The organism is Stieleria marina (genome assembly GCA_007741555.1).
Lineage (GTDB): Bacteria > Planctomycetota > Planctomycetia > Pirellulales > Pirellulaceae > K23-9.
This window is the reverse complement of the sequence record CP036526.1, coordinates 834271-853409: the sequence shown is the minus strand read 5'-3', so window position 1 is coordinate 853409 and position 19139 is coordinate 834271. Positions and strand designations below refer to the sequence as shown.

Annotated in this window: 13 protein-coding genes; 6 read left to right on the top strand and 7 right to left on the bottom strand. The window is 54.2% G+C overall.

Annotated features, from left to right (window positions below):
* Positions 1-43: 43 nt before the first annotated feature.
* From K239x_RS03120 to K239x_RS03110, 3 genes are all read left to right on the top strand, one after another.
* The gene (locus K239x_RS03120; protein ID WP_145416207.1) at positions 44-1399 is read left to right on the top strand and encodes a hypothetical protein; all 1356 of its coding nucleotides are present in this window, start codon (positions 44-46) and stop codon (positions 1397-1399) included.
* A gap of 191 nt (positions 1400-1590) precedes the next feature.
* Positions 1591-2871, top strand: a complete 1281-nt coding sequence (locus K239x_RS03115; RefSeq protein ID WP_419189613.1) for an SGNH/GDSL hydrolase family protein — start codon at positions 1591-1593, stop codon at positions 2869-2871.
* A 148-nt stretch (positions 2872-3019) separates the two neighbouring features.
* Positions 3020-3481 (top strand): hypothetical protein, encoded by a 462-nt coding sequence (locus K239x_RS03110; protein WP_145416205.1) that lies wholly within the window; start codon positions 3020-3022, stop codon positions 3479-3481.
* A gap of 158 nt (positions 3482-3639) precedes the next feature.
* Here the strand turns inward: K239x_RS03110 and K239x_RS03105 are convergent, their stop codons facing one another.
* Complete coding sequence (locus tag K239x_RS03105) at positions 3640-4869, bottom strand: pyrophosphate--fructose-6-phosphate 1-phosphotransferase (RefSeq protein WP_145416204.1); 1230 nt, start codon at positions 4867-4869, stop codon at positions 3640-3642.
* Positions 4870-5476: 607 nt separating this feature from the next.
* On the opposite strand from K239x_RS03105, the gene K239x_RS03100 reads away from it, so the two are divergent.
* The gene (locus K239x_RS03100) at positions 5477-6457 is read left to right on the top strand and encodes a PepSY-associated TM helix domain-containing protein (protein ID WP_145416203.1); all 981 of its coding nucleotides are present in this window, start codon (positions 5477-5479) and stop codon (positions 6455-6457) included.
* Between the two features lie 7 nt (positions 6458-6464).
* On the opposite strand, the gene K239x_RS03095 is transcribed toward K239x_RS03100, so the two are convergent.
* The 6 genes from K239x_RS03095 to K239x_RS03070 all read right to left on the bottom strand — a co-directional run bounded on the left by K239x_RS03095 (position 6465) and on the right by K239x_RS03070 (position 16471).
* Positions 6465-7817, bottom strand: coding sequence for a lactonase family protein (locus tag K239x_RS03095; protein WP_419189612.1), 1353 nt, complete (start codon positions 7815-7817; stop codon positions 6465-6467).
* Between the two features lie 235 nt (positions 7818-8052).
* Positions 8053-8721, bottom strand: a complete 669-nt coding sequence (locus K239x_RS03090) for a tRNA (adenine(22)-N(1))-methyltransferase (RefSeq protein ID WP_145416201.1) — start codon at positions 8719-8721, stop codon at positions 8053-8055.
* A gap of 39 nt (positions 8722-8760) precedes the next feature.
* A complete protein-coding gene (locus tag K239x_RS03085; protein ID WP_145416200.1) occupies positions 8761-12102 on the bottom strand; it encodes a DUF1583 domain-containing protein in 3342 nt (1113 codons plus the stop codon).
* 99 nt (positions 12103-12201) lie between these two features.
* The gene (locus tag K239x_RS03080; protein ID WP_473163565.1) at positions 12202-12603 is read right to left on the bottom strand and encodes an ATP-binding protein; all 402 of its coding nucleotides are present in this window, start codon (positions 12601-12603) and stop codon (positions 12202-12204) included.
* Between the two features lie 283 nt (positions 12604-12886).
* Positions 12887-13894, bottom strand: a complete 1008-nt coding sequence (locus tag K239x_RS03075) for a hypothetical protein (protein ID WP_145416199.1) — start codon at positions 13892-13894, stop codon at positions 12887-12889.
* Positions 13895-14917: 1023 nt separating this feature from the next.
* The gene (locus K239x_RS03070; RefSeq protein WP_145416198.1) at positions 14918-16471 is read right to left on the bottom strand and encodes a YifB family Mg chelatase-like AAA ATPase; all 1554 of its coding nucleotides are present in this window, start codon (positions 16469-16471) and stop codon (positions 14918-14920) included.
* A gap of 181 nt (positions 16472-16652) precedes the next feature.
* Between K239x_RS03070 and K239x_RS03065 the strand changes: the two genes are divergently transcribed.
* Together K239x_RS03065 and K239x_RS03060 are read left to right on the top strand one after the other, a co-directional pair.
* The gene (locus tag K239x_RS03065; protein ID WP_419189611.1) at positions 16653-17633 is read left to right on the top strand and encodes a PP2C family protein-serine/threonine phosphatase; all 981 of its coding nucleotides are present in this window, start codon (positions 16653-16655) and stop codon (positions 17631-17633) included.
* Between the two features lie 114 nt (positions 17634-17747).
* Positions 17748-18884 carry a DMT family transporter gene (locus K239x_RS03060; protein WP_145416197.1) on the top strand — a complete coding sequence of 379 codons (1137 nt, stop codon included), beginning with the start codon at positions 17748-17750 and terminating at the stop codon, positions 18882-18884.
* Positions 18885-19139: the final 255 nt, after the last annotated feature.

Sequence of the window (19139 nt, the reverse complement as noted above, 5' to 3'; positions counted from 1 at the left end):
CGCGACCAACTTCGCCTTCACTGGTTTTTCCGCAGATCCCATTTTGAAATCCGTCCTCGATCCTTTCGCTCACTTGCGACGTCACCTCTCGGGTAGCCGCGCGGTGCTGATTGCCACCTGCACTCGCTTGTGGCAACTAGTTGCGGGACTGGTTTCGGTCGCCATCATCACGCAGTTTTTTAGTCTTCAAACGCAAGACATCTACTACGTGTTTGCGGACTTGTTGGCATTGCAAACGCTGTTCGATTTAGGGCTGACTGGCGTTCTGCTATCGCTTGCGAGCCGGGAATGGCCGACGGCGACGGAATCCGAACCCAGCGATGCAACGTCGTTGGCAAAACGACGATTGGGAAGTCTGATTCGCGATGGCACGCGGTGGTTTGTTGTCATGTCGGTGCTTTTCGCCATCGGCGCAAGTACGTTTGGCCTTTGGTATTTGCAAGGTCCAGAAACTGACACGATGCAGTGGCGTGCGCCATGGATTGCCTCCGTCGTTCTGACGGCCGCAGCCATGATCATGATGCCTTGCATCGGTGTACTGGAAGGCAAGTACGTCGTCCCGATCAACATTTTTCGTTTGACGCAGGCGATCATCGGAAACTTGGTCGTCTGGCTAGTGATCACGCAGGGCGGATCGCTTTGGGCCGTCGCCGCGTCGGCCGCCGTCAGACTCTTGTGCGAATCATTTTTTGTCTTCGGGAGGTTTCGCAAACAACTTTTTGATTTGATCCGCCAAGAACCGCTACCAGCCAACGACGCACTGGATTGGCGATCCGCGGTGCGCCCACTGCAGTGGCGAATTGGACTGCAAGCGATCGTTGCCTACTTGGCAACACGAACGTACACACTGATCGTTCTGGACGCTCAGTCCACCGGTGCGGCTGGTCGAATTGGACTGACTTGGGCCATTCTGATCGCGATCCAGGCTTCAGGCCTCGCGTGGCTGCAAGCACGACTGCCTCAGATCGGTCGACACGTCCAAGAATCAGACTTTACCGAAGCGCGCCGACTCGTACGCCAAACTTCGTACTTGGCGGTAGCGACCATCATTCTTGGATCGATCGCCTTGGTCGTACTTCATCTTGGTTTGACCCGGTATTATCCGGCGACAGCTGATCGACTCTTGCCGTTGCCACCAATCCTTTTGTTTTCCGTCTCGCTCGCCATCTACGCCGTCATTATTATTTGGTCAACATACACGCGATTGTTTCGTATCGATCCGTTCGTCAGACCTGGCTTGATCGGCTCAACCGTTCTGGCGACTGCCGCCATCGTTTTAGGAGTTCGCTACGGTGCAATGGGAATCGCGGTGGCTCATTTGGGAACAATGACATTGGTCAATTTGCCTTTGTTGATTCCGGTGATTCGTCGTGAGCTTGCCGTCGTCGAAAAACCGTAGCAGGCACGATCGACACGCGGGATTGGCACGTCAACCGCAATCGATGCCAGTACGTTCAACGCTTATCAGTACGACGTTTTTGAGTCCGTTTCACAGACGTCATTTGCAAATAAAAACGCAGTCCCGAATCGATGGCCATCAAGGAAACAAAACCCCAACTAGCGTCGCGCCGAATCTGGATTTTCCGCTTTTTGATTCTTGGAATATCCAGCTTTGTGTCGCTGTGCGTGCTAGAGATCGCGTGCCGAATGCTTGGGTTTGCCCCCGTTGCAGAGGAGGTTCCCAAGGATACGTCCAAACTTCATTCGGCCCCTTTCATCCGAACCGCGCAAGAAAACGGCTGGATGTACTGGCCGCTCGAAGAACAGACGATTGACGTATCGGATTCGAGCGACGGATCTGGCGAACAGCAGGTAAAACTGTTCCGAAACCGATGCAGTTTCCGCGAAGACGCCCAAGAAACGCCCATCAAAAAAACTGCCAACACCTACCGAATCATGGTTGCCGGCGACAGCCATACCGATGGTGTGGTGGAAAACAAAAATAGCTATGCGAATCTACTCGAACGCGACCTAAACGCCGCCTCCTCTGATCGCATGACGTACGACGTGATCAACGCAGGACATACGGCATTTTCTCCGTACCAAGAGCTCTGGCTTTACGAAAAGGTCCTCAACAAGTTTGAACCCGATTTGCTAGTGGTCGGATTCTACGCTGGAAATGATGTCTGGGAGTTGATGACGACAGATCGCGTTCACTTAGCCAAAACATCGGACGGCTGGGTGCATCAAGAATCGGATGCAAAGAGCTCGGATGGCGGTGACAAACCCAGCGGATTGCTCGGACACACTAAGCACTTCCTTCGCGAACACTTCGGCACCTACCACGCTTTAGCCAGCATTGGTTTTCTGAGATCTAGAGTCGGAACGGCGGACGAACCGAGTCTGTTCGACCAAGAGATCGCGCAAATGGCTCAGGAGAGCCCGCCCATTTATTGGCAATCTTATGGGCAAGCGCATTACTTTCGCGAACACCCCAAAGACTGGGAGGTCGCTACGTCAAAACTTCGCTTCACTTTGAAACGCTTCCAGGAAGAAGCCCGGACAACTCAAACGCCTATCATGTTCGTCCTGATACCGACGCTTCACCAAACGTGTCCCGACGTCGCTCGAAAACAATTTGACCAGGCCGCGAAAACCTTGCGTCTCACTCCTGAGAACACTCGTACCGACGACCGTGCATGCGAACTGTTTTTAGGTCTGGCCCAAGAAATCGGTATCGAGACAATCGACATGCGGCCAGATTTTCGCGAGTTTAGACAGCAACACCCTTCCGAGCAGCTCTATTGGCAATTCGATCACCATCTCAACCCAGCCGGCCACCGCGTCGTAGCCGATCGACTTTACCAGCGACTCCAAGATAAACCGTTCGACGCAGATGCACTTGGTAAACAAGTTCCAGAGCAGCGGTAACACTTCGCAATTCGCACCGCTCTGAAAAGCATGGCCGCTGAAATGTATTGGCGGCAATCAATCCTCCTGCTCTGGAGACTTTCAGATGTTCTGTACAAGCACGATCTCACGAACTCTTGCACTCGCTTGCCTTACCGTGGTCTCATCAATGTCGATGACCAACGGTGCCCAAGCACAATCCATTTCGTCATTGGCCGACACACAAGCTGAATACCAAGCTTATGTGTACACCTACATGGCAAAGGCCACGTTGCATCATCTGCCCAATGCCGTTCAGAAAGACATTGACAATGCCAGCTCCTATTCGGAACGCCAAAAATTTGAACTCGAACGGCTTCTTGCGACTGGGGCACGCAGTGATGCCAATCGCGCATTCCAGCATGCCATCGACGCACTGAAGACTGATGACGCGGCATCCTGGAACGAATGTCGGCTGGATTTGTTAGACGCCATCGACGCTTGTGAACAACTGCTGGACTATCAATTGATGATCGGCAGCACCTCGTCGCGTCGTGCGACGGTTCAGACCACCCTGGCCTACCTAGACATTGCGGTCGAAAACGCAGGCCGTGCTTACCGCACGATTCGCGTTCCAACAGGACGCGGATAGTCGCCTGACGACCGTGCTCGAAGCTATTCGTTCAATGCAATCGAGTCGGCAAATCAATGCCGCGACCGCTGGCGGAATCTCCTGTGAATCCGTCAGCGTGTCGCTCGTTTGACCAGCAGACTACTACTGATTCGTTCGCCGTTTGACGGGTCCGAATGCTAGGCATGTTCGACGTGAACCACTTCGCCCTTGGGCTGATTGATGCCCTTCAGCAATTCACCGAACCAAGTTGATCCGATGTCGAACGGCTTCCCACCTTTGATCCGATCAAACTCGATCGCACGTAGCTCATCGCCGCGTTCTTCGTCTTGTCCGATCACGCCACCGTCGCGATCCAACGCACATTCAACGCCTTTGCGGGCACAACGTCCGATCAGTTCGATGTCGGCGGCATTCGCTCTGGCGGCACGGCTGTAGTAACCGCTCTTTTGGATCAGCGTCTTTTCCGCACCGATCATTTTGGCGAACTGTTTGCCAAACCATTTGCCTGGGTTGACTTCGTCCAATTTGAAATGACCAAAAGCATCGCGTGGCACTTTCTTGCCACGAGCTTCCATTTCTTGGACGATCGTGTCGACGCCCGCGCCTTCGGAAATAAAGATATTGACGCAATCGATCTCGTCCATGACCGCGCGTAGCCGCTCGGCTTCCTGGGCCAGATCAAAGTGCATTTCAGGTATGTAGACGCCGTGCACTTCTTTTCGCTCGCGGCTCAGCCCGGTCTCTGGCAAAAAATCCAGCGCATTCAAACGCATACGGTACTTGTTGGCGGTCGCGGCCGTGAGCCAACCACAGTTACGCCCCATCACTTCGTGGACGATCAACATCCTTGGGTTTGCATTGTGTTCGGCCACTACGTTTTCAAAAAACCGAGCGCCCTGCTCTGCTGCAGTCCAAGCACCAAGACTTTGCTTGATCGGAATCACATCGTTGTCGATCGTCTTGGGAAGTCCGACCACGGTCAGCGAATACTCGTTCTTGGCCAAATAGGCAGCCAAATCCGCTGCCGTCGTATTCGTGTCGTCGCCACCGATCGTGTGCAACACATCCACTTGATCAGCCTGCAATCGCTCGGCAGCAACTTGCAAAGGATCTTGCCCTTCGGTGACCAATCCACGTTTCACGCAGTCTTTGACGTTTGTCAATTTGACGCGGCTATTGCCGATCGGGCTGCCACCGTGCTGGTGTAACACCGATGCTTTTTCTCGCACGGCGGGCGTCACCACAAAACTATCCCCCAACAACAAACCTTTGTATCCGCTCCGGTAACAAAGGATTTCGACTTCGGGAGCAAGCTCGGTGTACGATTCGATCAGAGCACCAATGGCCGATGAAAGACAAGGTGCCAAACCACCCGCCGTAAGAATTCCAACTCGCTTGATCGACATGTTTTGTTCCCAAAGTAAAAGAATGGATTCGCTGGTGATTCATCCAGAGACGTCGCCGAACTCTCCGACGAGCCGTTTGCGTGACAGCCTGGATTGCCGTCAAGCATCCGCGGCTAGCGCCTCAAAGGCTCGCCTCAAAGATCGTTGACTAGACGAAACAACTGGCAGATGTGCAAAAACAACGCGGTTCAATATCCGTTGTTCCCGATTGCGTCACCAGGGGACCTGCTGCGCCAGCGCCGTACGCCAACGTTCTAAGCCAAACCCAGCAAACCCGACACCGATTAAACTAACCAGTGCCCGATCAGAGAGAGCCAATGACATCTCCGGTATTGTCTTTCCCGCTGGACGGACCTTCAATTGCAAAGCCGATTGATTGCAGCGTAAGGTGCCGGAACGATCCACTGAGCGGACTTTGTGGGATCAAGTCGACTGTCCCGTCTGGACCGTCGCGGATAAATTCATTAATTCACTTCATCGACTGCCCGCCGGAAGTCCAGCTGTCGGGCTAGCTAATCGTCGGACTAATTATCGAGCTAATCGCCGGACAAATCGTCGGCGAATCCCCCGCCAGCACGTCTTCTCTCAACTTTGATTTGAGCGTCTCATGCCAAAATCCACTCCCCGTTCCGCAGACCAGCAGAATCCGCCTTCAGAGCAAACGGCGACCGATGCAAAACCGCAGAAAAAGTCAAAGCGTTGGCCACCATTCAAGATTCTGATTCGCCGTATCCATTTGTACGCTGGATTATTCTTGCTGCCTTGGGTTTTCTTGTACGGCATCACCGGCGCGATGTACAACCACATTGGTTTGTTTCCCGAAACCGATATCCGCGACGTCGCGGCGGAATCGCTGACGGATACACCTCTGGCCGATTTCCCGTCAGCAGCCGAACTTGCAGCCAACGTCGTCGCTGCGATCAACGCTACCTCTCCCGAATCGACCGTCGAACTGGTGGATCAGCACGGCGCGGCGTTCAACAATCCAATCATCTTAGAAGTAAAAGACAAGGACCTTCGCCACGACGTCTACGTAGATCCTGCTACCAAACTAGCCCGCGTAGTGACGCATTCACAGTCGACCGAAATCGCCGAACCTTTACTCAAGGAGATTCGCAACATCCAGTTAAAACCAAATCCCTACCAAGTCGTCAAACAGTCCGTGCCTGATGTGCTGGACAATGCTGGAATCGATTCAAGCAACAAGCCGAAACCGCGCGGTTGGTCCAAGCTAAATTTCTTGGCAAGTGTCGATGGAGAACCGGCAAGGATTACCTACGTTCTGCGTGATGGGCACATCGACGTCGTACGATTCAAAGGACAAGACGGCATGTCGCCACGGGCATTCTTCCTGCGTCTGCACACTTCTCACGGCCAGCCTCCGCATTGGAATGCACGCCAAATCTGGTCACTTTTTGTGGACATCATGGCCATTGCCATGGTCACCTGGGGACTCACAGGTCTCTTCATGTGGTGGCAACTCAAACGCACTCGAGTCGTCGGAGCCATCGTGATCGCAGCCAGTTTAGCCACCGCGGCGACGCTGTACTTTGCGATGATGAACTACTACGCCGTGACAGTATTGTAGATTGACGTCATTGATCGCGACGGAAGATCGCGATCGACGATGCTCCTTCGACGGCGGCATAGACATAGTCGCCGCGAGGGCTAACCGCGACGCCAGCAGGCCCTAATTTCTTTGCTCCAAACGGGACCGTTTCGATGAACGTGAGTTTGCCCGTCTGCGAATCCCGAGCAAATCCAGCCAGCGTCGACGAGAGTGTTCCGGTGACGTAAACGTTCTTTCCGTCGGGCGAAATCACTAGTTCATTTCCGCCGCGGAAGTCTCCCATTTTCTCCCGTCCACTGATCATCTCTTGGACGACTTCGAGATCCCCGTTTGGTCCCAGCGTGAACACACCTACCGCGCTGTCGCCGCCAAAACGGCCCGATGACGTGTAAATGAACTTGCCGTCCTGGCTGATGTCCGCCGCGAAAACGCCAGACAATCCTTGGACGCCTTTCTCGCTATCACGCAAAACTTGTTGGATCACGATGGCCCCCGAATCGGGATCACAGCTGGCGCGAATCAGCGCCCCCGCATCGGCGGCACAGAGATACATTTCGTTTTTCGTCGGGTGAAAAACAATGCCACGAACATTAGCCAGACAACTGCCCTTTCCCGTTAGCGAGTGAACCCACTGCAATTTGCGTCCATCGACAACCCGAAACACCAATACTGCTCCCACATTCTTCCCATCCTTGGCGTAGGGGTCCAAGCACAGGACATGCTTGCCATCCGGCGAAAAGACCGCCTCGATTGGAAAGTTGGGCTGGGGACTGCGAGCGTCGCCCCGATAGACGTCCAGCTTTTTCAGCTTGCCCGTAATCTCACTGCGAGAAAACAACGTTACCGTTTTGCCCGCGTAGCAGGCTGCAACAGCCAGTGGCGCTGCCGACGACAACCGAATCGAAACTGCTCCTGCTAGATCTTTCTTGTCCGTGACGTTCTCGATAGTCGACAACGTTCCGTTCTCTGGATTGATTTCGTAGACCGAAACCGTATTGGCAGCGAACGCCGACGCGTACAAGAAATGCCCGTGCTGATCGATCGTCAGGCTCGTGACACTCTGCAAGGAATCGGATGTCACTTTGTCGACGATCCGAATACTACGACTCAGCTCCGTCAAAATGCGCTGCAATCGCACTCTCGCTTCGCCTTCGGATTGTTCCAAAGCCTCACGCATCGGACCGATTGCCGATGCACCAAGCCTCAACAGTTGCTGCTCACTGGATCGACGCTGGGCAAATCGTTTGCCATTGAGATCTTCGATTAGCGAATCGATGCGTTGCCGCAATTCGGCTTCGGGACTGGCAAGAGATTTTTCCTGAGCCGTCGCGCCGGACACAAACAGGCACATGCAACCGATCAATATGAGTTTTTTCATCTGCCATGCTCTCGAAGGTTCCAGCACAAAATTGGTCAATCTGCAATCGTGCATCTCGACAGTTGTCTCGGACTGCCGTCATCATCGACGACTTCGACATCGCGTGCAACCAAACCACAGGTTCACCGCTGATCACGGAATCCCATGTTGCTAACCGCGGGGTAGAAACCTTGCTACTATTTCGTCGCTGTTAAGGGGAGCAAGTCGGGACGAATGAGCTTCAAGCCTGCTGCACTTAGATCTCGGATTTTGGCCCAATGCGCAGCAGTGTCTCGACGATTTTTAGTCGCTCCGCACTGCGCGCGGTCAACTGACCGAGCTCCCGGTAGTAGGCCCGTTCTTGGCTGAGCTGGCGAAATAAGTCGGGGTCCCTTCGTTTGACCAACGTGGGACCGAACAACAATGCTGCGTCATGGTCGACGTCTTCGTAGGCCGCGTCGTCTGGAGAATCCGCCCGTCGCAGGCACACAACTTGGTAGGGCAAGTGCCCCCAAGCAATTTGTTCTGTTTCGATGTGGTAGCCCGATCGCAAGCCCCAACCTCTTACCAACTCGGGTTCGCAGTTCGGCTGCATGATGACTCGCGTTGGAACTCGATCTGGAAATCCCTCCAGGATTCGCACCATGCTTTTCGCCCCCATTCCACAAATACTCAGGCTATCCGCTTCACCGACGTGCAGCACTGAAAGCCCGTCGCCTAGTCGAACGTCTGCATTCACCCCCGCCAATCGATGAGAAGAGTTTGCGAAAGGCTGTTGTTTGTTTTCGATTGCAATTCCGCGTTGGATCCGCCCGCTTTTCAAAAGCGCAAACAGCAAATGCCCATGGTCTGATCCAACATCAGCATGCGTGTCATCACGAATCATCCGTGCAACGGTCTTCAATCGAATATCAAGCTTCGGCATCGGCTGATTGGCGCTCGTCAGTCTGTCTTGCGAAATGTACTAGGGGCGATCGGTGGTCGCGATTGGAACTGCGGTCGCGACCAGGGCACGCTTCCAATTCACGTTGACAACGCATCCTTCGCCAGCCGCGGTGGCGTAAAAGCGAGCCAGATGTGCCGTCGCTCCTACGGGAAACGGATAAGTTGCGAGAACTTCAAAGCTAGGATCTTCGACGGTTTTACTCATAAAAACCAGTGTGCCCTCTTTGGCAACAATTCGCATCATCGATACTGGCTTGGTCGGAATGGTTCGGATCGGACGGTAAACCGTCGATTGATACTGCGTGGGCCCGACCACGCGCGGGCGAATGAAGTCATTGCCATTCGCATCACGCCGAAACAAAATGCTCGCCTCAGACACTGGCTGCAATCCCTGGACCGCCAAAGCGTCAATTTTAAAGAGCACTTGCAAAGCGACTTCGCTGTGTGCCCGAGACTTCGTTGGCAGGTCCATTTGATCGATGTCAAAATCGATTTGCACATCAAAGTTTCTGCCAAGGTCGTCGCTTAGGACCATCCCAGCCTGATCAAAATTATCCGTCGCAGTCAGGCTCATTAAACATCCCTGCGCGTTGGCAGTGAAAACAGCATCACCAGTTCGTTGCCAGCGGGAAGATCCAGCTGCAGCGGGGCTTGAAAAATCAGCCTCAAGCAGGGACTGATTCAACCGCCATTGCTGAAGCTCGTCGACCAATTTCTTGGTCGCATTTGCATCGACGTCGCTTCGATCGATTCGTTCGCCAGCGATCCGCAAGCGACTCCAGGTTGTACTGGTCCGTGATCCCTTACCGACGTGGTTGACCATTCGAATGCCTTGAATTTCGACGGGCCCCTGGGGAGCATCGATTTCACCAATGACACGAAAACACTCTGAATCGTCGATTGCGTGCAGAGCCAAAAGCTTGCCATCTTTGCGAACCAAGCGGTGTGTTCCCGAAGTCGATTCGTCGACCACATGCGTGCCGCCCATAAACTTGGCTTTGCCGCCGGGAGTCAATCGTTTGACCGCAAAAGCGACACAGTGCATCCCGCCCATGCGATCCACACGGCGGTAGAGCGAGACTTGGTCGCGCAGTGGATTGTCAAAACGAATCATCAGCCCGTTGCCACTATGCCAAGTCGGTTTTTCAGTCGAAATCTCTAAGTCCTGGTACGTCACAGCCAAATCAAAATCACCCTCAAGACGCACACAGGCTCGCATGTCGCCAATGCCGTCCTGCATTGTCTTGTGCAGGCGGATTCCCTTGGTGACCGACTGAATCGTTTCGCGATTGCCACCAAAATCAAACCAACGTGGCGAGTACCCTTTGCGGAAATCACGCTCCCAACGGTCAGGCAATTGCTTTGACCATTGATTGATTTCAGTAACGGCTTGCGGAGTCAACGATCGATCTTGGGCGATCTCCACTTGGCCTGGCCAGTCACCCGTCCACTTGACGTTCTTAACCTTCACCGATGATTGATCCGCAAAACGAAACAAACCAAACAGACGCGAATTGAAATCGGACAAAGGCTGTTTCAGGACAACTTCCTGGTTGACCCGTATGACTAGTTGCGTGCCCGCAATCGACAGAGCAACATGGTTCCACGCATTTTGATTCAATGCGACCGAGTCGGCCGTCCAAGTTCCTGGGGGAAAGTCGCCTGAATTGTCAGGACGAAGACTCGTTTGGTCGTGTAAGCCATCGGTTAGCTGGTGAAACTTGATTTGGTCGTCGGTGAGCAAAAAAACCGAACGCCCAAGTGCGGGATGCACAAATTGTTGAGCCGGCCGTTCGGTGTGTTGCGCTGAATGCTGCGTTGGGGCGTGATAAAAGAAGTCGTATTCAATCGTCCCGTCCTCCACCATCGGACGGACATATCGCAACAAGTCTTCACGAAACGAGCCAACCGCTCGCCGGTCGCTTTCAGCAATCAACATGGGCTCTGACGGAGGCTGTCGACGAATCTGCCAAGTCACTGGGTCGGTCACTGAGTCGTCCGATTCTACGTCACGAGTCGTCGCATCGTCAAAGTACCGCAGCCATCCGGCCAGTTTTGGGCTGGCGAGTAGGTCGATGCTATGTGGCACCATCGGTGTGCCAGCGATCTGGACGTTTTCGACGGCGAAGTCATTTCGTCTCTCGCTCAGAAATCCAGCCCAGGGCAAGACACCGCTCGCGACGGATCCGGTGTCAAGGAACCGACCGTTGATCGAATGCCTGGAACCGTCACCAGCAATGGCAACGCGTCCATGCAACGAACTTAAAAACGTTTCCATTGGCGGCGCAATCGTCATCTGCTGCGGCGGCCGATTCAGTGCCCCGGTCATGAATTGGTTGCTTTGCGCACCAACTGCAACGAACTGATTCTGCGCAAAAACCGCCGCACTGCGCCCCCGATTGCGACGCAGCTCTGCTGCGATTTCAAATGAACCTTGCATTGGACTGCGATAGGCCAAGGCGTCAACGCAGTGGCCGCCAATCTTTCGCGCCACTCCGTCAACCAGCACAAATCTTGCCAGCGGACGTCCTTCGCCATGCGTTTTTGCTGTAGTCAAGTTCAAAGGCACAAAGTCTTTCAAGCCGATCGACTGATCTTTTGGCACACGCAATTTCGCTAGCCAACAATAGTCGCGAATCAGTTTGACAAAATCGCAAAGCAGATCCAGTTGCCCGTTGTCGTGAACTTCACTCAGACCAACATAACGATCAAACAACTCCGGCTCGGGAACACTTTCGACCGAGCGGCACGCCGCCATTTCGGATAGCACCAATACGTCGATCCACAGGTCGCGTAGCGACATTTTAGCGACAGCCAATTGTTTGGACGTCGGAAATAGCGTGCGTGAATATTCCGCCGCGGCCGCTTCATCATGTTCGGCCAAAGCCAGTAGACAAAGCAACGCATCACAGGACCGTTTTTGCTGCGGGGCAACGGACGAGAGTTTCTCGATCGATGTCCGCAGTTCAGCCTGTTTGTCAATCTTGACAGCAAGCCGCACCATGTCTTTGGCGGGCGACACAATCCAGTCGTATTCCGGGTACATCCGAAAGCTTGCCGTTGGATCCAGTGAGACCTGCTCTCGTTGCCCGGGCAACCTTTCGCTGCGATCGAAACCGCCTCTCAATCTCAGATTTTGTCGCGTAGCGTTGGGCAAGACCCAATTCACCAAAGCGGTGTAGCGATCGGTGTCTGACAGTCCTTGGCACCGACGACAGAGCTGGACCACGTTTTCGCAGATCGTCGATTCTTCAAAGAGAGCCTGCAGAGATGCTGCATCAGACCGAGGCGATTGAGCCCCAATTTCGCTAAGTGAAAACGTGGCCACCCACAGCACCACGCACAGTCTTCGACCATTCATCACCACGCTCCGATTCAGCAAGACAGAACTCCCCTCAACAAAGTCGTTACTCGCGATGGAATCATTCGCAGAAAAGCCACTCGCGCGACCAGATAGTACTCAATACTCTAGCCGCACAGCATCACTCCGATCAGCTGTCTGCCGTTCGCTTAAGCAGCTATCCAGTAGGGGAAACGCAGCGAATCTTCGAGCGGTTGCCGCATGTTCCCAATGTCTTGTGAAGGAACTCGGGAAGTTCATCCAAAAGCAAAATGCCGGTGCGTGCCTTGGAAATTTCGCCGTGCCCTGGCGGGCTCCCACCGCCGACCAACCGGCATCACGATTGGTGTGATGCGGGCTGCGGAACGAACGCTTTGCTAACAACGGCTGTCCCGCTGGTAGTTGCCCCAGCGCGCTGTAGATACGTGTCGTTTCGATCGATTCGCTGCTGCTCAGTTGCGGCAGAATCGCGGGCATGCGTGTGGCCAACATCGTTTTTCCGCTTCCAGGCGGCACGATCATGATGTAACCAGATTAGCCATTTCCGTGGCATGGCATGCGTGAAGTAAGAACGGACGCACGGCGACGTCTCGCATTCTATGTAGACGCCTGCTCAAACTTTGGTCTGTTCGACGGCCGTAATCGTTCTAATTCATAATCGAATGCGACTGATCCGAGTTTATCAGCGGATGGTACAAGTGGGCTCGGTCGCGGATAAGACCTGCCTAAGTTTCACGATGCCTGACGATGTCCAGTGCGGCATCACAACGCTATCAGGCAGCAACGCTTAAATCCGATCAAAGAATCATCCGCTTTTTTTGAGCGCTGGACATCTGGCTCGCAAAATCACGTTGTGGCGATCATCAACACCATAACACGTCAGGTCAATATCCCCACCCGTATTGGCAGCATGGAAGTAGCCGATCAATTTTTCCTGATTATAAAGAGGACCATGTGCTGCAGACTCCCGACCGAACGTACTTGGATTTATTTGCAGCCAGACTCCTCCCAGATTGGGAACATACAGTGTGAGGCGGTCACCAATGCACTCAAACCGCGACTTGCAACGGACCATATCGCCAATGCGGACAACGAATGACTCATCATTTTCATTGAGTCGCCGTTCGCCGAATAGGGCGATATCAATATCCAAATCAACGATACCATTTGCCTCGAAACTAACAGGATCTAATGGACTAGATTTGGTCCTCGAATAGTGTAGAGCGATTGGTGGCTTACTATGTTCAAGCACGGCAGAATCTACCGGGTTGTCGCCTACTTCCTCGCGGCGGCGATCTGACCACTGTAGTGGCTCAAGCAAGACCAGATCTATGAATTCGCCGTCGTTCAACGTGCAGAGGAAAATGATTTCCTTGCCGAAAACCAGCTTTCCGTGACCCACGCTGTGCCCGTTAACATACAACGCACCACGCTTAGTGATGCCACTGAAGAAGTTGGCATCAAAGTACGCTTCGTAGTGACGACCATCGCGGTCTTTGAGGCCGTCGATCTTGTAATTCCACAACCAATCAAGTGTCATAGTAACCTCTCCGGGGGCGAACACCTGCTCGGCCTTCAGAACGTCCCCCTCGATCGACACATCAGTTTTGTTGGCGGCACTGATTCTTGGCTCAAAGACTGACACTCTGCTGTCCGTGCAGCTCTTTAGTTCGCTCGGCTCCGCCAGCTTGAAGAACCCAGCGGAGCCGGCTGTCGCGGTCACCAGAAGCCCCCCCATAAAGTTTATAAACACCTGTCGCGTCACGCCGCCGTGAACCTTACCACCGGCGGAAGCTGCCTGTTGATTTGCCATCTTTCAACCTTCTCAAAAAGTAATAAGTTTGAGTTGAAAGCGGTTTTTCTAAAACGGAAAAAAGCACGCAGGTGCGAGCCCGGCGGGAACCGACGAAACGAAATCTGTTTCAAGCTCAGGTGGGGCTTGCCGTACCTCTACGGTTTGCCTTGCCCTACGGAACTTCCTACACAAGTCAGCACAATCCCTGAAAACCCCTTTGGAAAAATAGGATTGACTGGCCGATGTATCGAAAAAAAAGTGGCAGGGGCTCTCGATGTGTCTGGACCCATAAAGTAGGTAGCCGTAGGGTCCACTGCGTTCCGACCTGCAAGTTCAGGAACGAGATTAGGATGAAAATCGTTGGGGTTTTCGAGGTGCATACGATTCTCACTCAACACAATTTAGAGACGAAGTTGTCGCACAAACACAAAATCGTTGACGTTCCAACGCTCGGGAGAACGGCGGAAGCCACAGCCCCAGCCACATTTGAGGTAAAGCAAATGGTGAACTGGTTTGTTGAGGTTTTTTCAGAAATGCCTTGTTGTTCCAGGTTAGGTTGACCCGGGATTGGACAGGTAATCCTGTCAACAAGACAATTCAAGCTTAGGAATCCCACTCCACACGGTCAAGTACTTTTTCTTTCGACGGGAAAATAAAAGATGCAAGAAGGAACCGAAAATCGTGGTGTTTCATCTGCACTGGTCAAAACCAAGGACTTCATAGTCGCTGTCGATAACCGTAACGTTGGCGACCTGTCTAGCGACTCAAATGATCTTTTCTTGCCCCGCGCCGACCGCCCCTTCTACATTGTGCGCGTTGACCGTTCATTCAAACATAGAAACGACCATCGAGCTTGCGTGACATGAACCGCCATCCCGGACCAGTTCCATCCCCGGGAAAAAAGGGGACGGGGGTCTTTCGTCGTCTAAATCACCCCGATTGTTTTACCAGTACGCAAACGACGCGTTGTTTGACTTGGCGAACTGGCTGTTACTACTTCGGCCCTGCCAGCGGCGTCGCAGGACGACGGCTCGATTGCGTCTAAACCCACAAATCACGATCCAGGCTTCGATAGCCGATGGCTTCGGCGAGATGCATTTCGTTGATGTCGATGTCGCCGGCTACGTCGGCGATGGTGCGGCAGACTCGTAGGATCTTGTCGTGGGCTCTGGCGGAGAGGCCCATCTCTTCGACACTATGACGAAGCATCTGTTGGCACGACTTACTTAGCTCGCAGTGCTGGCGAACTTGGCGACTGGTCATCTGCGCGTTGTAGCGAACCGGCAATGCTGATTTGATGTCGGCAAATCGTGCGATCTGCCGCTCACGTGCTCGCTCCACGTCAGTCCGCATTTGAGCACTCGTGGTTCCTTTGGTCGACGATGCCGAAAGTTCCTCGAACGGAACCGCAGGAACTTCGATATGAATGTCGATGCGGTCCATCAGCGGACCGGAGATTTTGCTCATGTACTTTTCGATCTGCGGTGGCGTGCAATTGCAATTCCGGCGCGGATCAGAACGATATCCGCAAGGACACGGATTGGCCGCCGCGATAAGCATGAAGTCCGATGGGAACGTTGTGCTTCGCAGGGCACGAGAGATCGTCACGATGCCGTCTTCGAGCGGTTGCCGCATGACTTCCAATGTCTTGCGATTGAATTCGGGCAGTTCATCCAAAAACAAAATGCCGTTGTGTGCTTTGGATATTTCTCCTGGCCCTGGCGGGCTCCCACCGCCCACCAACCCGGCGTCACTGATCGTGTGGTGCGGACTGCGGAAGGGACGCTTGGCTAACAACGGTTGTCCCGCTGGCAGTTGCCCTAGCGCGCTGTAGATGCGTGTCGTTTCGATCGATTCGTTGCTGCTCAGTTGTGGCAAAATCGTTGGCATGCGTTTGGCCAACATGGTCTTACCGCTGCCTGGCGGCCCGATCATGATCAAATTATGCCCACCAGCGGCCGCAAGCGTCATCGCTCGTTTGGCCGATTCTTGTCCTCGTACATCGCCAAAGTCTAAGTCGTAGGTACTGAATTGATCGAACAATTGTTCCAAGCGACTGGGGGCCGGATCGATGTTGATTTCACCCGAAAAGAAACCAACGGCTTGCGCCAGGCTGTGTACCGGAATGACTTCCAAGTCTTCGACCACGGCGGCTTCGCTGGCGCTTTCAGCGGGCACGACCAGCCCGCGAATTCCGCCTTGCTTGGCGGCTTCGATGGCAATCGACAACGCACCTTTGACCGGGCGAGTGATTCCTTCCAAAGCCAGTTCGCCGACGACGGCGTACTCTTCCAGTCGATCCGATGCCAACTGTCCGCTGCCTGCCAACACTCCCAGAGCAACGGGCAGATCAAACGTGGGCGCCTGCTTGGGTAAATCACCCGGGGCAAGATTGATAACGACGCGATCTTGGGGACGTATAAATCCACTGTTGACGATGGCACGTTCGACGCGATGCGTGCTTTCTTTGACCGCTGCGTCGGGCAGACCGACCAAGATCGTCTTGGGCATGGCGGCGGGCGACAGATCGACTTCCACATCCACCGGCATCGCTTCGATACCCAGCAACGTGAATGTTTTCAGTCGTGCCAGCATATTATTCGCCCAGTTTTGTATAGTGTCGCACTGCCGATGTCGACCGTTTTCGACTGCATAATGTTGACAGTGTGCAACAGCGGCGGCAACCCTAAGGGATCGTCTAGGACGCATCGACCGCTTAAAGCCGTCCAAAGTCGCGTCCTGGCCCCCCCATTCCAATCTATCACAGGTATCCCTCGTGACAGCAGAAGAGTCCGATGATTTCACCGTTTCGACGGCATACGGAGCGACCGATGTGGGCCGCAAGCGTGAGACCAACCAAGATCAGTTTTTGATCGCCAAATTGAACAAGTCGATGCTGGTGTCGTCGACCAGTTTACCAATGGAGACCCAGTCACGCTTGTATGGCGGCGAGCAAGGACAACTGTTATTGGTCGCCGACGGCATGGGTGGCCATGCGGCAGGCGAAAAAGCCAGCAGCTTGGCCGTCGATCAATTGATCCGACAGTTGCTCAATAGCGTGCACTGGTTCTTTCAAGTCGATCACGACTGCGAAGAAGACTTTGTCGATGCACTCAAAGGACTACTGCAAAATGCGCACAAACGCATCTTGGCTGAATCGGCCGCCAACCTGACGCAGCAAGGCATGGGGACAACATTGACGATGGCGCATTTGATGTGGCCGCGGATGTACGTCGTCCACGCCGGTGACAGTCGCTGCTACTTGATTCGCGACGGAGTGGCTCAGCAGCTGACGACAGACCACACGCTGGCACACCAACTGGTCGAAGCGGGCGGTTTAAAGCCCGAAGAGGAAGCGACCAGCCGATGGAGCAACGTGCTTTGGAATGTGCTTGGCGGCCGCGCCGATGGCGACTTGATCGCTGAAGTCCGGCGGGCAGATTTAAAAGAGGGGGACACTGTCGTGCTCTGCAGCGATGGCCTGCATCGCTATGTCGACAGCGAAAAACTCGCCGCCATTGTTAAACAACACAAAGATCCTCGCGCGATTTGCGATCGCCTGATCGAAATCGCCAATCAAGCGGGCGGCGAAGACAACATTACCGTGGTGGTATCGCGGCCGGAGGGCGGACAAGACGCCGCAGAATCTTTGATCGACCATGCTGACTTATCAGAAGACGCGATCGCGACTAGCATCGAAACCGAAGTGGAGCCTTTTAGCACCGATTCGTCCCTGCAGGACACGCTGCCTGGCTAGCATTGTCGATTCCTTGTGGCTTCCCAACGGTCGCCGGTGAGGAACCTCCGTTGCTGTTCGCAGACCGAATCGGCAAACCGATTTATCGTCAACCAATCGATTTTCACGCCGCTCATGGACCGCCCCTCAACTCCTCTGACTGTGTCAATTAGCGAGGCTGATCCACGAGACAAAACAGAATCGGGCGGCCAAACTAATCGCGGCATTGCTGACAGCGATACCGTCCACAGCAAATCGGCCGCGAAGGACGCCAACGAGAAAGGCGGCGACTGTCAGCCTACGGATTCGACCTCCTTGAAGGCGCCGCCGTCGCTTCGTGCCCCCGTTGGCGTGGTTGCTGCCGCAGCGTTTGGCCTGGCCTCCGCGGTGTTGTATACCGCATCGAACATCGCGCTGCGAAAATCAGTGGGCGTTGATCCCTTTCTGGTATCGGCGGTCAAAGCGGCGCCGACTCTGGTTGTGATGGGTCCTTTTCTGATTTGGATGATCGCGACTCACAAAACGATCGCGACCAGCTATTCGATCGTGCCAAAATTCATTCTGGTTTCGTTGATCGGACAATTCATCGGCAACGCCGCTTTTCAAGTCGCTTTGGGCGTGATCGGCTTGGCAGCTTCGGTCCCGATCACCCTGGGAACCCTGATCATTGGCGGTGCGATTTTGGGGCGATTCATGTTGGGCGAACCAGTCCGAATTCGAACCATCATTGCGATGATCACCCTGATTGGTGCCGTTGTCATTCTGTCGATGCCCGGCGCGACCAATGCTCCGGCAGAATCAACCAGCACATTGCCACTTTGGGTAGGTGCCGCCTGCGCGGCTGGCTCAGGCGCTGCGTACGCACTTTTTGGCGTCGTCGTTCGGCAAGCGCTGACGGGCGGGATGTCCGCGCCAGCGATCATGTTCCTCAGCGGACTGGTCGGCACGATTTCGTTGTGGGCGTTTTGCTTTACGCGCATGGATATCGCAGCAATGATGCTAATCCCGGCCGCGGATTGGAACATGATGATCGCCGCGGGGATCTTTAACACCATCGCTTTCGTCGCGTTGTCCACGTCGCTCAAAGCGCTGCCCGTGGTCGCGGTCAACCTGATCAATGCTTCGCAAGTCGCGATGGCTGCCACGGCAGGCGTCATTCTGTTTGCCGAACCGATCACGTGGCCGCTCCTGACAGGCATCGCACTGACTTTCGTGGGACTAGCAATCCTGGCAAGTCGCAAAGCCAAACCGGCTTCAATCAACGCAAGTTAGCGTCAGCCGGACCGCCCACCGACAGCTGACTGCCAAACCGCTGGCTCCTTATCGTAACGTGAGTCAGAATTTGCTCGCCTAGATGCCCGACAACTTTCAAGCGTAGTTTCCTACCCAGGATCGATTTGGAAGTGTTTCATTGCGGAATATCAACATCCAGCAGCGACGTGATGCGGCTAGATTCACCACGCCGATATTTGCGCCGTCGTGAGTGCTGATCTGGCGCATCGGCGAATGCGTGCAAGCACTTAATTC

Excerpts from the sequence above, each read along its gene's own strand:
- K239x_RS03110 (WP_145416205.1), top strand. The coding sequence starts at position 3,020 with ATGTCGATGACCAACGGTGCCCAAGCACAATCCATTTCGTCATTGGCC.
- K239x_RS03105 (WP_145416204.1), bottom strand. The coding sequence starts at position 4,869 with ATGTCGATCAAGCGAGTTGGAATTCTTACGGCGGGTGGTTTGGCACCT.
- K239x_RS03100 (WP_145416203.1), top strand. The coding sequence starts at position 5,477 with ATGCCAAAATCCACTCCCCGTTCCGCAGACCAGCAGAATCCGCCTTCA.
- K239x_RS03095 (WP_419189612.1), bottom strand. The coding sequence starts at position 7,817 with ATGAAAAAACTCATATTGATCGGTTGCATGTGCCTGTTTGTGTCCGGC.
- K239x_RS03090 (WP_145416201.1), bottom strand. The coding sequence starts at position 8,721 with ATGCCGAAGCTTGATATTCGATTGAAGACCGTTGCACGGATGATTCGT.
- K239x_RS03085 (WP_145416200.1), bottom strand. The coding sequence starts at position 12,102 with ATGAATGGTCGAAGACTGTGCGTGGTGCTGTGGGTGGCCACGTTTTCA.
- K239x_RS03080 (WP_473163565.1), bottom strand. The coding sequence starts at position 12,603 with ATGATCGTGCCGCCTGGAAGCGGAAAAACGATGTTGGCCACACGCATG.
- K239x_RS03075 (WP_145416199.1), bottom strand. The coding sequence starts at position 13,894 with ATGGCAAATCAACAGGCAGCTTCCGCCGGTGGTAAGGTTCACGGCGGC.
- K239x_RS03070 (WP_145416198.1), bottom strand. The coding sequence starts at position 16,471 with ATGCTGGCACGACTGAAAACATTCACGTTGCTGGGTATCGAAGCGATG.
- K239x_RS03060 (WP_145416197.1), top strand. The coding sequence starts at position 17,748 with ATGGACCGCCCCTCAACTCCTCTGACTGTGTCAATTAGCGAGGCTGAT.